Annotated in this window: 13 protein-coding genes; 5 read left to right on the top strand and 8 right to left on the bottom strand. The window is 67.2% G+C overall.

All coding sequences use genetic code 11. The annotated features are described in order from the left end of the window. From hrpB to AC6IY7_RS18100, 4 genes are all read right to left on the bottom strand, one after another. Window positions 1–2,478, bottom strand: a complete 2,478-nt coding sequence (hrpB, locus tag AC6IY7_RS18085; RefSeq protein WP_497780780.1) for an ATP-dependent helicase HrpB — start codon at window positions 2,476–2,478, stop codon at window positions 1–3. Between the two features lie 27 nt (window positions 2,479–2,505). Then, window positions 2,506–2,871: a ComEA family DNA-binding protein gene (locus tag AC6IY7_RS18090; RefSeq protein ID WP_497780781.1), complete on the bottom strand. Its 366-nt coding sequence runs from the start codon at window positions 2,869–2,871 to the stop codon at window positions 2,506–2,508. Window positions 2,872–2,951: 80 nt separating this feature from the next. Further along, window positions 2,952–3,788, bottom strand: a complete 837-nt coding sequence (gene hisN, locus AC6IY7_RS18095) for a histidinol-phosphatase (RefSeq protein ID WP_497780783.1) — start codon at window positions 3,786–3,788, stop codon at window positions 2,952–2,954. 20 nt (window positions 3,789–3,808) lie between these two features. Continuing rightward, entirely contained in the window at window positions 3,809–4,729 is a 921-nt protein-coding gene (locus AC6IY7_RS18100; protein WP_497780784.1) for an N-formylglutamate amidohydrolase, read from the bottom strand. A gap of 225 nt (window positions 4,730–4,954) precedes the next feature. Between AC6IY7_RS18100 and cpdR the strand changes: the two genes are divergently transcribed. Together cpdR and rpmE are read left to right on the top strand one after the other, a co-directional pair. Beyond that, window positions 4,955–5,329: a cell cycle two-component system response regulator CpdR gene (gene cpdR, locus AC6IY7_RS18105; protein ID WP_018265194.1), complete on the top strand. Its 375-nt coding sequence runs from the start codon at window positions 4,955–4,957 to the stop codon at window positions 5,327–5,329. Between the two features lie 131 nt (window positions 5,330–5,460). Further along, on the top strand, window positions 5,461–5,691 hold the full coding sequence (gene rpmE, locus AC6IY7_RS18110) for a 50S ribosomal protein L31 (protein ID WP_497780785.1): 231 nt from the start codon (window positions 5,461–5,463) through the stop codon (window positions 5,689–5,691). A gap of 111 nt (window positions 5,692–5,802) precedes the next feature. Here the strand turns inward: rpmE and rcdA are convergent, their stop codons facing one another. After that, a complete protein-coding gene (rcdA, locus tag AC6IY7_RS18115; RefSeq protein ID WP_497780786.1) occupies window positions 5,803–6,339 on the bottom strand; it encodes a protease adaptor protein RcdA in 537 nt (178 codons plus the stop codon). A 349-nt stretch (window positions 6,340–6,688) separates the two neighbouring features. Beyond that, complete coding sequence (locus AC6IY7_RS18120) at window positions 6,689–6,958, bottom strand: hypothetical protein (protein ID WP_497780787.1); 270 nt, start codon at window positions 6,956–6,958, stop codon at window positions 6,689–6,691. Window positions 6,959–7,166: 208 nt separating this feature from the next. Here AC6IY7_RS18120 and AC6IY7_RS18125 point away from each other — a divergent pair, with 208 nt between their 5' ends. After that, window positions 7,167–7,958 (top strand): inositol monophosphatase family protein, encoded by a 792-nt coding sequence (locus AC6IY7_RS18125; protein ID WP_497780788.1) that lies wholly within the window; start codon window positions 7,167–7,169, stop codon window positions 7,956–7,958. Window positions 7,959–7,960: 2 nt separating this feature from the next. Next, window positions 7,961–8,452 (top strand): GNAT family N-acetyltransferase, encoded by a 492-nt coding sequence (locus AC6IY7_RS18130; RefSeq protein WP_497780789.1) that lies wholly within the window; start codon window positions 7,961–7,963, stop codon window positions 8,450–8,452. Between the two features lie 69 nt (window positions 8,453–8,521). Here AC6IY7_RS18130 and pyk read toward each other — a convergent pair whose 3' ends face one another. Continuing rightward, window positions 8,522–9,955: a pyruvate kinase gene (gene pyk / locus AC6IY7_RS18135; RefSeq protein WP_497780790.1), complete on the bottom strand. Its 1,434-nt coding sequence runs from the start codon at window positions 9,953–9,955 to the stop codon at window positions 8,522–8,524. Window positions 9,956–9,999: 44 nt separating this feature from the next. Then, a complete protein-coding gene (locus tag AC6IY7_RS18140) occupies window positions 10,000–10,323 on the bottom strand; it encodes a DUF1036 domain-containing protein (protein WP_497780791.1) in 324 nt (107 codons plus the stop codon). Window positions 10,324–10,705: 382 nt separating this feature from the next. Between AC6IY7_RS18140 and AC6IY7_RS18145 the strand changes: the two genes are divergently transcribed. Next, a complete protein-coding gene (locus tag AC6IY7_RS18145; protein WP_497780792.1) occupies window positions 10,706–13,225 on the top strand; it encodes a hypothetical protein in 2,520 nt (839 codons plus the stop codon). Window positions 13,226–13,376: the final 151 nt, after the last annotated feature.

Here is a 13,376-nt window from a genome sequence, read left to right on the forward strand (position 1 = left end):
TCACGTCCCCCGCGGCTTCGCCCGCGTCGTCGGCGCGGCGCCGGCGGGGTCGTCGGGCCAGGGATGGCGTGGATAGCGGCCCTTCATCTCGCGCTTCACCTCGGCCCAGGAGCCGGCCCAAAAGCCCGGCAGATCGCGCGTCGTCTGAATGGGCCGATGCGCCGGGGACAAGAGCTCCAGCGTCAAGGGAACGCGGCCCTTGGCGAGCGTCGGATGCGCCTGGAGACCGAACAGTTCCTGCGCCCGCACCGACAGCAGCGGGCCGTTCGCCGCCGAATAGTCGAGCGCATGTCGCGAGCCGGCGGGAGTCTCGAAAAAGGCCGGCGCCTCCCGGTCGAGCCGCCGCGTCAATTCGTAAGGCAGCAACGCCGCGAGCGCGGCGTCGAGATCCTCCGCCGTGATCGCGGCGAGGCTCGCGCGGCCGAGGATGAAAGGCGCGAGCCAATCCTCGACGTTTTTCGCCAATCCTTCGTCGCTCACATCCGGCCAGGAGTCGTCGCTCTCGGCGCGGCGCAGAAAAGCGACGCGGTCGCGCAATTGCGCCTGCGCCTTGCTCCAGGGCAGACGGGAGATTCCGAGGCCGGCGGCGCCGCGGGCGAGAATGGCCGCGCTGTCCTCGCTCGCTTCCACCGAGAGATTCTGCTCGGCGAGGCGGATCGCGCCGTGCAGCCGAAAGCGCCGCCGCCGCAGGCTCGCGCTCTGCGCGTCGAAGACGGTCTCGTCTCGCGTCTCGATGCGATCGACGCCGATGCTCTCCACCTCTTCCGCCGAGAGCGCGCAGGCCGCGAGAATGCGCGCCTGCGCCGCGCGGCCGGTGATTTCGGCGATCGCCAGAAACGGCGCTCGGGCGAGACGGTCGTGCGGCTGCACGGCGGCGGCGCGGCCATTGGCCATCAGAAATTCGCCGTCCGCGCCGCGGGCCTTGGCGATGCGATCGGGATAGGCCATGGCGACCAGCGCGCCATCGGAGAGATCGGCCTCCGGCTCGCGCGCGGCGGAGGCTTTCGCCCGCGACGCCCAGCCGGCCGAAAGCCGCTGCGCGTCGCGCGCGCGACGCGAATTGTCCGACCGGAAGCGATCGAGGCGCTCGGAGAGATCGCAGGATGTTCCCCCGAGCCCGCGTTCGGAGAGCAGCAGGGCGAGATCGGCGGCCCGCTCCGCCTCGCCATGGCGCGCCGCCTCGAGGATCATGCGGGCGAGGCGCGGCGCGAGCGGCAGAGCGCGGATCGCGCGGCCCGTGGCGGTGAGCGCGCCCGTCTCGTCCAGCGCGCCGAGCTCGCGCAGCAGCGCGACCGCCTCCTTCCAGGCCGGCGCCGGCGGCGGATCGAGCCAGGCGAGCTTGTTCGGGTCGTCGAGCCCCCAAGAGCGCAGATCGAGCGCGAGAGCGGAAAGGTCCGCGGCGAGAATTTCCGGCGCCGCGAAGGCGGGAAGCGAGGCGGTCGCGGCCTCGTCCCACAGGCGGTAGCACACGCCCGGCTCGGTGCGCCCCGCCCTGCCCCGACGCTGATCGACGCTGGCCCGCGCGGCGCGCACCGTCTCGAGCCGCGTGAGGCCGAGATCGGGCTCGAAACGCGCGACGCGCGAGAGGCCGCAATCGATGACGACGCGCACGCCTTCGATCGTCAGCGATGTCTCGGCGATCGATGTGGCGAGCGTGACCTTGCGTCGTCCCGGCGCGGCCGGCGCGACGGCGAGGTCCTGCTCCTTGCGGTCCATCGCGCCGAACAGCGGCGCGACATCGACATCGGCGGGCAGGCGCCGCTCGGCGAGCAGATTGGCGACGCGCTGTATCTCGCCCTGCCCCGGCAGGAAGACGAGAAGCGAGCCCTTCTCCTCCGCCAGCGCGCGGGAGACGGCGCGGACGATCGCCTCCTCCAATCGCTCGTTGGAATCGCGGCCGAGGTAGCGCGTCTCCACCGGAAAGGCGCGGCCCTCGCTCTCGACGATCTCCGCGCCGCGCATGAGGCCGGCGACGCGCGCGCCGTCGAGCGTCGCCGACATTGCGACGATGCGCAGATCATCGCGCAGCCCCGCCTGCGCATCGAGCGCCAGCGCGAGCCCGACATCGGCGTCGAGCGAGCGCTCGTGGAATTCATCGAAGAGAACCGCGGCGATCCCCTCCAACATGGGATCGTCGAGGATCATGCGCGCGAAGACGCCCTCGGTGACGACCTCCACGCGCGTCCGGGCGGACACTTTGGATTCGAGCCGCATGCGCAGGCCGATCGTGTCGCCGACGGATTCGCGCAAGGTCGCGGCCATGCGCGCGGCGGCGGCGCGCGCGGCGAGGCGGCGCGGCTCCAGCAAAATGATCTTGCCACCCTTCGCCCAATCGGCGTCCAGCAGAGCGAGTGGGATGCGCGTCGTCTTGCCGGCGCCGGGCGGCGCGACGACGACGAGATTGCCCGCCTCGCCGAGCGCCGCGGTCACGCGCGGCAGAACCTCGTCGATCGGCAGCCTATCCGAGAATGCGATCAAGGACGACGCCGCGCATGACGCGCGCGCTCACTTCTGCTTGGCGATGATCTTGTCCTTGATCTTCTCATAGACGCCTTTGGGTAGGATGTTCTTCTGATAGAGCTCGTCCTTGCCCTTATAGGGCCGTCCCTTGATGATCGCCACGGAACGCGCCTCGCCTATGCCGGGAAGCGCGTCGAGCTGCTCCTTCGTCGCCGAATTTATGTCGAGCAGCTCGGCAGGTTTGGCGGCGGCGGGCTCCTTGGCGGGCTCCGGCGCCGGCGCGACTGGCTTGGCGGGCGCGCTCTTGGCTGGCTTGGCGGTTGGCGCCGCCGGCTGCGGCGCCTGGGCAAGCGCGCTGACGGCGAAGGTCGAAAGGAGGGCAAAAAGGCAAAGGCGCAAAATATGTCGCATGGCGAGACCTCTCGTCTCGAGGGAACGGCGCGCGGAGGGTGGCGTCTCGCGAAAGCGAGGTCAAGCGGGGGAGGATGCGGTCATCCCGCGGCCAGCTCCCGCATCGCCGCCTCATGCACGCGCTTGTCGCCGGCGGCGATGATCGCGCCGCCCAGCGCCGCTGGGCCGCCGTCCCAAGTGGTGACGATCCCGCCCGCGCCTTCGACGATCGGGATCAGCGCGACAATGTCGTAAGGATTGAGATTGGTCTCGATCACGAGATCGACATGGCCGGCGGCGAGCGCGCAATAGGCGTAGCAGTCGCCGCCATAGCGCGAGAGCCGCGTCTGCGCCTCCACGCGGAAGAAATCGTCGCGCCGCCGCTCGTCGATGAGTCGCGGCGAGGTCGTCATCAAAGTCGCCTCGGCGAGCGAGGCGCAGGGACGTGTCTGCAGCTTGCGGCGATCCTCGGCCGGCGGCGGCGACGCTTTCCATCCCGATTCGGGGTGATGGTGGCGGGCGGGCCCGCGCCAATAGGCGGCCTCGCCATCGCCGGAGAAGCGCTCGCGCGTGAAGGGCTGGTGCATCAGCCCGTAGCAGGGCCGGCCGCGATGCTGGAGGCCGATGAGCGTGCCCCATAGCGGCAGGCCGCAAATAAAGCTCTTGGTGCCGTCGATGGGATCGAGCACCCAGACATATTCGGCGTCCGCGCGGACATTGCCGAACTCCTCGCCGATGATCCCGTGATCGGGAAAGGTCCGCTCGATGAGCCTGCGCATGGCGGTCTCGGCGGCGCGGTCGGCCTCCGTCACCGGATCGAAAGCGCCGCCGGGGGATTTGTCCTCGGCGGCGAGGCTGGTGCGGAAAAAGGGCAGAATCGCCTCGCCTGAGGCGTCGGCGAGGCGTTCGACGAATTTCTCGAAATCGACGGCGGTCATTGCCTCTCCGGGCGCTGATATTATTCGGCGGCGGCGCGCTGCTCGCGCGGGCCGACGAGCTGCGCCAGCAGCCGCACGATCTCGCCGAGCCTCGAGGCCAGCAGATCGAAGTCGATGCTTCGGCGCAGATCGGCCTCGTTCATATAGAGATTTCGCGAGATCTCGATCTGCACCGCATGCCAGCCGGCGCCGGGCTTGCCGTAATGCTCGGTGATATAGCCCCCTGCATAGGGCCGATTGCGCTGCACATGATAGCCCCATTGCCGCAGCCGCGCCTCTATCGCGTCGACGACATCGGATGAGCAGCTCGCGCCGAAACGGTCGCCGAGCACGAAATCCGGCTTGCGCTTATCGCGCCCGGCGGCGCTCTCCTTGGCGACATTGGAGGGCATGGAGTGGCAGTCGACGAGCAGCGCCACGCCGAAGCGGCGGCGCGCCCGCTCCATCAAAGAGCGCAGGGCCGCGTGATAGGGCTTGTGCAGGCTGTCGATGCGCTGCAGCGCCTCGGCGACGCGCAGCCGGCCGGAATAGATCTCGCGCGCATCGGCGACGACGCGGGGAATGGTGCCGAGGCCCGCCGCCACGCGCAGCGAGCGTGTGTTGACGAATTCGGGCAGCGCATCCTCGAACATGCGGGGGTCGAGCTCATAGGGCTCGCGGTTCAAATCGAGAAAAGCGCGGGGAAAATGCGCCTTGAGCAGCGGCGCGCCGAGCGCCGGCGCGAGGGCGAAGAGATCGTGCACATGCGCGTCCTCGGAACGGCGCAGGCTCGAAATATCGAGACGCGAGCTGGCGAGGAAGCTCGCCGGATAGATGTCGCCCGAGTGAGGCGACGAGAAAACCAGCGGCGACGAGAGCTCGGCGGGCTCGACCAGCTCGAACGGAACATGGAGCTCGGGATCGGCGGGCCGCGGGCTCTCGGCCCGCTCGTCGTCGGTCATCGTCCGGACCTCATCGATCTCACTCTCATTTCGCCCCCTCGAGAGAATATCGCGGAGAGAATATCGCGGACCAGCAGCATAGTCTCTTCGGCGCGCATATTCCCGAAAATTTCCGTTCATGCGAAACAAGGGCCAGAATTTCGCCCGCCGGCGTGAGCGGGTCCTTATTTTCACCCGATTTTTACCAAACTGCCCCCTTATGTCATAGAACATGCGAGGAGCGATATGACCGACAAGATTGCCGCGAAAATCCTGCTGGCGGAAGACGACACCGACATGCGCCGCTTTCTGGTGCGCGCGCTGCAGACGGCCGGATTCGCCGTGACGTCCTTCGACAACGGCCTCTCCGCCTATGATCAGCTCCGCGTCGAGCCTTTCGAGCTGCTGCTCACCGACATCGTCATGCCGGAGATGGACGGCATAGAGCTGGCTCGGCGGGCGACAGAGCTCGATCCGGACATAAAAGTCATGTTCATCACGGGTTTTGCGGCGGTCGCCCTCAATCCGGACAATCAGGCTCCCCGGCAGGCGAAAATCCTCTCCAAGCCCTTTCATCTCAAGGACCTCGTCAATGAGGTGCAGCGTCTGCTCGCCGCCTGATCGCGCCGCCGCGTGACGATGCGCGGCGCGCGCGACCTTGCTCCTTTGCGCGCCATGCGCTATGAGCGCCGCCAAACGCCGGCGTCGGCGCGGCTCTCATTTCGAGGCGGCTCTCAGTTCGAGGAAAGACGATGAAGAAAGAAATCCATCCCGACTATCACACGATCAGGGTCGTGATGACCGACGGATCGGAGTATTTCACCCGCTCGACCTGGGGCTCCGAGGGCGACACGCTCAATCTCGACATCGACCCCAAGACGCATCCGGCCTGGACCGGCGGTTCGGCGCAGCTGCTCGACCGTGGCGGCCGCCTGTCGCGCTTCAACTCGCGCTTCGGCAATCTGTCCTTCGGCAAGAAGTAAGCCGGGCCAGCCTTTCCCGGCGCCAAAAAAAAGCCGCGCTCCAGCGCGGCTTTTTTTGATCTGTCGCTCGGCGGCCTGTCGCTCTGTCTCTTGGCGCTTCGAGGATTTGCCTCAGAGGCCCGGAGCGAAGGCGTTGCGCAGCCTCTGTAGCTGCGCCTCGACGGGGCTCTCCGACTGAGTCGGAGCATAGCCCGCATCCGATCCATAGATCAGCTGATCGAGATGAATCACCCGCGCCTGCAGGCGCAGCGAGTGAATGGCGAGATCGCGCAGCTTTTGCGGGAGATGCGCAAAAACGTCCGGATTGGACGCGAGCTCCTGCTGCGACAGCCGCACCTTATGCTTGTCGCTCGCGGCCTGGGCCCTGGTGATTTCCCCCTGATTGACCGCCCGCTGCAACAGCAGCCAGGATGCGATCTGCATCAGCCGGGTCGTCAGCCGCATGCTCTCGGCCGCATAGGCGAGAGATTCCGGGCGTGGCAGCGCCTTGGCGTCGTCACGGCCGGCCCCATCGAGATAAGCGGCCGCCTCCTCGACCAGCGCCATGCCCTCGCGAAACATGGCCCCGAAGGCCTCCGACCCGGCCAGCTTCTCCGCGAAGGAGACCGGAGTCTGAATGATTTCCACCGAATCCGACGCTTGCCCCATGATACGACGCTCTCGAACGCTCGAACGCCGCGATTGGGTCACGCCGTTCCGATAGGTCCCTATGTAACGCAAAATTTCGGGGCGCGCCTTATTAGGTTTTGCTTAACCTTAATCTCTGATTCCGTACGTAATACACCCGAGGTCGCGGTGTGAGGCCCACTCCCGACGCCCCGAGAGCCTGCCGGTCGCGGCGCGGCCGATGTTGATGAAGAAGATTAACCGACTGCTTTAAGCAAATGAAATATCGCGTTTTATCGGCCTGCTTTAACCATCGCTCGAAGATCGCCGCAAAATCCGCCTCCAGCGCGCGGCGACATCCATGAAAATGGTTCTAGCATAGTGCTTTGGATCAAGCTCTTACAGTGCCGCTGGAGGTCAGCGGGAAGGCCGTGCGGTCGGCGCCGGCGACCGTGCGTCCGAGGCCCGCCTTCAGCACGCCGGCGCAGAGCGCGGCGATCGCCAGCAGCAGACCGACGCGCAGCAATTGTCCTCTGGAGGGCGTCGGTCGGCCGGAAAGCGCGCGCGAGCCGGCTCGCTTCGGGACCGAACCGTTCCGGCCAGCGACCGCGGCGGATCGGCGCGCGCTCGTCTCGACGATGTCCACAGGATCGAACGGCATGGGAATAGTCTCCATGAGCGGGACGCCAAGGCCACACTCTGGCGAAACGGCGCTTTCGAAACGGTGAAGGCCGCGACGCGCGTCCTCGTCAGGGTTTATCGGCGGTTAAGGCCGGGGCGGCGGATGCGCAGTGAATGCTTGACGCGCCCGCCGCCTGCCTGTCATTTGAAGCCCTCGCCCCCTCCCATGCGATTTTCCCCAGGACTCCATGATCCGATCCGCTTTGATGAACGTCATGACTGCCGCGGCTATAAAGGCAGGGCGCAGCCTGAAGCGCGACTTCGGCGAGGTCGAGAATCTGCAGGTGTCCGTCAAGGGCCCCGGCGATTTCGTCACCGCCGCCGACCGGCGCGCCGAAAAGGTCGTGTTCGAGGAACTGTCGCGCGCCCGTCCGGGCTACAGCTTCCTGATGGAGGAAGGCGGCGCGGTCGAGGGCAGCGACAAGACCCACACCTGGCATATCGATCCGCTCGACGGGACCTCCAACTTCCTGCACGGCATCCCGATTTTCGCGGTCTCGATCGGGCTCGAGCGGGAGGGCCAGCTCGTCGCCGGCGTCGTCTATAATCCGGCGACCGACGACATGTTCGTCGCCGAGAAGGGCCAGGGCGCCTATTTCAACAATCGGCGCATGCGCGTCGCCTCGCGCAAATCGCTGACCGACTCGCTCGTGGCCTGCGGCATCCCTCCCCTCGCCGCGCTGGACCGCCACGCCCGCTTCCAGACCGAGCTCGCCGCCGTGATGGCCAAGACCGGCAATGTTCGCCGGCTCGGCGCCGCCGCGCTGGATCTCGCCTTTGTCGCAGCCGGCCGCAGCGACGGCTATTGGGAGCGCGGCATCAAGCCCTGGGACATTGCGGCCGGAATCGTGCTGGTGCGGGAAGCCGGCGGTTTCGTCACCGATCTCGAAGGCGGCGGCGACATGCTGCCGAAAGGCGCGATCTGCGCCGGCAATGAGGCGATCCATCGGCTCTTGCTCGACACTGTCCGCAAGGCCTGAGCGTGGACGACCGCAGCCCGATATCGAGCCCGCGCATCGTCGCCCGCCGCGATTCGGACTGGGCCGAGCTGCTCGACCTCTGGGTCGCAGCCTGGCGGCGGACCTATGCGGAGATCGATTTCGAGGCGCGCCGCGACTGGCTGAAGAATCATATCGTCCAGCTGGAGTGCGGCGGCGCGCGCACGCTGCTCCTGCTAGAAGGAGCCGGCCGCGCGCTCGTCGGCTTCGTCACCATCGATCCGGCCACGCATTGGCTCGACCAGCTCTGCGTGCGTCCCGAACGTTTCGGCTCCGGCGCGGCGGAGGCTCTGATCGAGGCGGCGCGCAGCCTCTCGCCGGCGCGGCTGCGGCTCGACGTCAATCAGGACAATGAGCGCGCGGTCGCTTTCTATGAGCGCGAAGGATTTGTGCGCGTCGCCAATGGCGGGCCGAGCCTCTCGGGACGGCCGACGCTGATCATGGAATGGTCGTCGGCCGCCAAGGCGGGCCCCTGAGCGCTCCAGCATTCTTTCATTGGAGCGAATTCTGATCGATCGAACGGTTCCGTTCGATCGGAAAGCGCTCTAGGCGCCGCCTTTTTCTCCGACCAGCGCGAGCCGGACCATATTGGTGGCGCCCGGCGAGCCGAAGGGCATTCCGGCGACGATGATGATGCGGTCGCCCGGAAACGCGAAACCCTCGCCGAGGGAATTGACGCAGGCGCGGTCGACCATGTCCTCGACGTCGCGCGCATCCTGAGTCTCGAGCGAATGCACGCCCCAGACCAGCGCCAGCCGGCGCGCCGTGTCGCGATTGGGCGTCAGCGCCAGGATCGGCGGGCGCGGCCGCTCGCGGGCGATGCGCAGCGCCGTCGCGCCGGAGGCCGTCCAGGCGCAAATCGCCATGGAGTCGAGCGTCTCGGCGACGTCGCGCGCGGCGACGGCGATGGCGTCGGCGGCGGTGGGATTGGGCGGCGCATTGCGCTGGGCGTTGAGGATAGAGCGATAGACGCCGTCGCTCTCGACCTCCTCGGCGATGCGGCTCATCGTGGCCACGGCCTCGATCGGATATTGGCCCGCGGCGCTCTCGGCCGAGAGCATGACCGCGTCGGCGCCCTCATAGACGGCCGTCGCCACGTCCGACACCTCGGCGCGGGTCGGCAGCGGGGCCAAAATCATCGATTCGAGCATTTGCGTCGCCACGACGACCGGCTTGCCGAGCCGCCGCGCCGCGCGGGTGATGCGCTTTTGCAGGCTCGGCACCTTCTCGAGCGGCACTTCGACGCCGAGATCGCCGCGCGCCACCATCAGCGCATCGGCCACCTCTATGATCTCGTCCAGCCGGGCGATGGCCTGCGGCTTCTCGATCTTGGCCATGACCAGCGCGCGCGAGCCGACCACCTGCTTGACCTCGAGCACGTCCTCGGCCCGCTGCACGAAGGAGATCGCCACCCAATCGACGCCCTCGATCAGCGCCGCGTCGAGATCGGCGCGATCCTTCGGCGTCATGGAGGTGATCGGAATGTCGGTGTCGGGCAGGCTCACGCCCTTGCGGTTGGAGACGCGGCCGCCGATGTCGACGACGGCGCGGGCCATGACGTCCGACGTCTCGACCACATGCAAACGAACCTTGCCGTCGTCGATGAGGATCGAGTCGCCGACTTTCAGCGCCTGCAGGATTTCCGGATGCGGAAGCTGCACGCGCGCCGCGTCGCCCGGCGTCGTGTCGGCGTCGAGCACGAAATGATCGCCCTTGCGCAAATGCACCGGCCCGTCGGCGAAAGCGCCGATGCGGAGCTTGGGGCCCTGCAGATCGACCAATATGCCGATGGCGCGGCCGGTCTCGGCCTCGATCTCGCGGATCATGCGCACATAGGCGGCGAGCCCGGCATGGTCGGTGTGGCTCATATTGATCCGAAACACATCGGCGCCGGCCGTCGACAGGCCGGCCACGACGGTCTTCTCGACGCTCGCCGGACCGAGCGTCGCGATGATCTTCACGCGCCGCAACCTTCTCATTTTTCGCCCAATCCTGTGTTGTCAGAGCCGCGCGGCCGCCCTCGTCACTGCGTCGAGGACGGCGTCGGATCGGTCAGCTGCACCGTCCAATTCTTGGCGTCGCGCCCCGTGTCGATCTCGAAGAAGCCCGTGCGGTCGAAGCCACGCGCGAAGCAATCCTCGCGCCCGTCGATGCGGAACTCGCGATCGCGCGTGCACATGAACGCCTTGCCCTTCCATTCTCCGCCACGCTCGTCCATCGCATATACGTAGTAGTACTGCGCCGCGAGCGGTCCGCGCAACAAAGTCTCGCAGGCGGAGGAGCGCAAATTCCACCACCCTTCCGCCAGCCAGTTGCGTCCATCCGTATAGGCCAAGGCCACGCTCACCCGGTTCGTCGTGTTGTTGCACAGGCGAAAATCCGCTCTCGCGGCGGATATAGCGCAAAGACAACACGAAATGATCACAAACAGAGTCGAGCGGCCGGACATTGTGGATGACAGTCGCGAGAGGGTCGAAGAAGCGGCGCCGCGGGCACGCGGCCCGAAGCGACGCACGCACAGCCAAACCACGGGACGGCCGCTTTGTCCACCCCGACGACGCCGCCCGACGGCGCCACACCCAATGACGCCACACCCGATGCGCCATCGCATGCACGACGCGGGTCGCAGGCGTGGCCGTCTTGTCACCGTCAGCGCCTAGCGTAGACTTCGAGACCGGATTTCCGGCGGACCGCAGAGGTCCGGGCAAGATTTTTCGATGGAGCGCATCATGACGCAATTGCTCGAGACGAAAACCGAGAATCAGGACGAGGTCACGGCGCCCGCGCCGCAGTGGAAAACGGACTTCTATTGGGTCTGCCGCATTCTCTGGGCCTGCCGCGTGAGCGTCGCCAGCGCTCTCGCCGGCCTACTTTTGTTCGGACTGGTCGATCAGGCGCAAAATCTCTTCGCCGATCGCTCCTTCGACGCCTTTCTGTTCGGCGCGCATTACTGGCTCTCGGTTTTCGCGGCAGTTTTCCTGGTCTGGGCTTTCCCGGTCCATTACGGCGCGCGCCGCGTGCTCGAGGACGCCGATTCGGCCTGGATGATCCCCTATCTTCTCCGCATAGAGATGCGCGACAACGACATTCGCTCGGTCCGCGACCATGTGCGCCGACGTTTCGGGCGCGTCATCGCCTGGACGCCGCGCCTTCTCGGCCTCACGCCTTTCGTCGCCGTCGCGCTCGGCCTCATGGGCGCGCAGTCCTCGATCGAGAACGCCGCCATTCTTCCCGAGGCGACCGCGACGCGCGACCAGATCAACGCGCTGCTGGCGCTCGACGCCGTGACGGCCGCCGCTTTCGTCTACTTCGTCGTGAAGCGTCAGCGCATCGCCAAATTCATCGGCGCGAGCATGAATCTGCAGCTGCTGACCGACGCCTCGCTCTACGCCACCACGGCGGTGTTCGTTTCGGCTCTGATCTGGCCTTTCTTTCTGTCCGACCATGCGCCGCGCGCGCTGATCGCTCCCTTTCTGCTCGGCAGCCTCGTGCTCGGCGCGAGCTGGCTGGTGCGCAAGGGCTATGAGACAGGCAGGCCGCTGCTCTTGATCGCGTTTCTGTTCGCCGCCGCGATCACGGCGGCCAACACGCGGCTCGACGATGTGCGCATGCTGCCCGAGGCCGCCGGCGCGCCTTCGAAGGCGGATCGGCAGATCGACATCACCGAAGCGGTGCGAAATTGGAAGGCCGCCAATGGCTGCGCCGAGAACGAATGTCCGCCGGCGCTCATCGTCGCGGCCGAAGGCGGCGCCAGCCGCGCGGCCTATATGGCGGCGACGGTCATCGGCCATTTGATCGATCGCGACGGCGATCTCGGCGATGGGCCGGCGTTGACCTCGCCGGGACGGCGCGTCTTCGCTTTTTCCGGCGTCTCCGGCGGCGCCTTCGGCTCGGCGATCTTCCGCGCCGCGCTCTCGGACGTTGCGGAGAAGGGCGTCGCGACGCCGCCCTGCGTCAATACGGCGCGCGTCTGGGTCGGCGCCAGCGAGCACCGCGACCCGACGACGAGCTGGCGCGACTGCCTGCAATTGCTGGTCTCCGGCGATTATCTCTCGCCGGCCGTCGTCGGCCTCGGCTTTCGCGACAATTTCTCGCCGCGCAAATTTTTCTTCGGCGACGAGAGCTGGATGGAGGATCGCGCCGCTCTGCTCGAGAAGTCGTGGGAGCGCCATTATGATTTCGTGACCAACCCCGCCTATAAGAAAGACTATTGGACCGGCGAGCTGATCCAGACCGGCGAGCCCTGCGCGAGCGGCGCCGCGACGGGCATGTGCCGCCGCTTGGGCTATGCGCGCGCGACGCCGCCGGGCAAATGGGCGCCGCTGCTGCTGCTCAACGGCACGTCCGTGGACAGTGGCGCGCGCATCATCGGAACCGATCTGATCTCGACGCGCCCTGCCCCCGCCACCAATTCGCGCGCGCCGCTCTATCCGGCGGCCTATGATTTCTTCGAGATGATCTCGACGCCCTGCAAGTCGCCGCGGGGCGACATGTGCCCGGCCGCGGCGCAAGGCGACAAGGATGTCGCGGCCCTGCGCAACGGTCCGGACATTCTGCTGTCGACGGCGGCGCTGCTCAGCGCGCGCTTCCCCGTGATCTCGCCGGCGGGCGCGCTGCGCGCCAAGGACGACGGCGTCCATGGCGACCGCATCGTCGACGGCGGCTATTTCGACAATGCCGGCCTCGCCTCCGCGCTCGATGTGGCGCGCGCGCTGAAGGGCCAAGGGATCACGCCGCTGATCCTGTGGGTGCAGAATGATCCGGTCGGCGCGCTGGTCGACAATTCCTTGCCGCCGCGCGCCGCGGGCACGCCGCGGCTCGGCGCGACGGGCGTGAATTTCGTGTCCGATCTCTTCGGCCTCGTCGCGACGCCCGTCGACGCGCTGCTGGCGACGCGCGCCGGCCATGCGGCGGAACAGGCGGCGCTCGCCCAGCGCAGCCTCGTCGAGATGAACGCCGACACCGACCGCTACGCCGGCGACATGACCGCGAGCTTCTTCCAGATCGGCGTGCGCGTGCAGCCCGTGCTCGTCGCCGACGGCGGCGACGATCCGCTGCTCGACAAGACCTGCGCCCGCTTCAAGGGTCAGACGCTGTCCATGTCCAAAGTGTCGATGAGCTGGTGGCTGTCGCAATCGGTGCAGGCCGATCTCGACGCGCAGCTCTGCGACAAGGACAATCGCCAGAGCCTGAAGGACCTGCTGACGCGGCTGAAGCAGAAGCTGCCGCTGGTGAAATCCGTGTGGTGACGAACGGCCGTCGTCGCGCGAGCGAAGCGACGACGGCTTTCGTTCGACGCGTTTCCAACGCCGAGCGGGCGTCCACTTCGGCTGGAAACGCCCTGGTGGTCCGCGTCAGATGAATTGACGTGTCTCGAGAAGCGAGCCTGACGGCTCGCAG

The sequence above is a fragment of the Methylosinus sp. is20ea genome (assembly GCF_059718135.1).

Bases quoted from the DNA above. Each gene is read 5' to 3' on its own strand.
- AC6IY7_RS18090 (WP_497780781.1), bottom strand. From the start codon at position 2,871: ATGCGACATATTTTGCGCCTTTGCCTTTTTGCCCTCCTTTCGACCTTC.
- hisN (WP_497780783.1), bottom strand. From the start codon at position 3,788: ATGACCGCCGTCGATTTCGAGAAATTCGTCGAACGCCTCGCCGACGCC.
- AC6IY7_RS18100 (WP_497780784.1), bottom strand. From the start codon at position 4,729: ATGACCGACGACGAGCGGGCCGAGAGCCCGCGGCCCGCCGATCCCGAG.
- cpdR (WP_018265194.1), top strand. From the start codon at position 4,955: ATGACCGACAAGATTGCCGCGAAAATCCTGCTGGCGGAAGACGACACC.
- rpmE (WP_497780785.1), top strand. From the start codon at position 5,461: ATGAAGAAAGAAATCCATCCCGACTATCACACGATCAGGGTCGTGATG.
- rcdA (WP_497780786.1), bottom strand. From the start codon at position 6,339: ATGGGGCAAGCGTCGGATTCGGTGGAAATCATTCAGACTCCGGTCTCC.
- AC6IY7_RS18120 (WP_497780787.1), bottom strand. From the start codon at position 6,958: ATGCCGTTCGATCCTGTGGACATCGTCGAGACGAGCGCGCGCCGATCC.
- AC6IY7_RS18125 (WP_497780788.1), top strand. From the start codon at position 7,167: ATGATCCGATCCGCTTTGATGAACGTCATGACTGCCGCGGCTATAAAG.
- pyk (WP_497780790.1), bottom strand. From the start codon at position 9,955: ATGAGAAGGTTGCGGCGCGTGAAGATCATCGCGACGCTCGGTCCGGCG.
- AC6IY7_RS18145 (WP_497780792.1), top strand. From the start codon at position 10,706: ATGACGCAATTGCTCGAGACGAAAACCGAGAATCAGGACGAGGTCACG.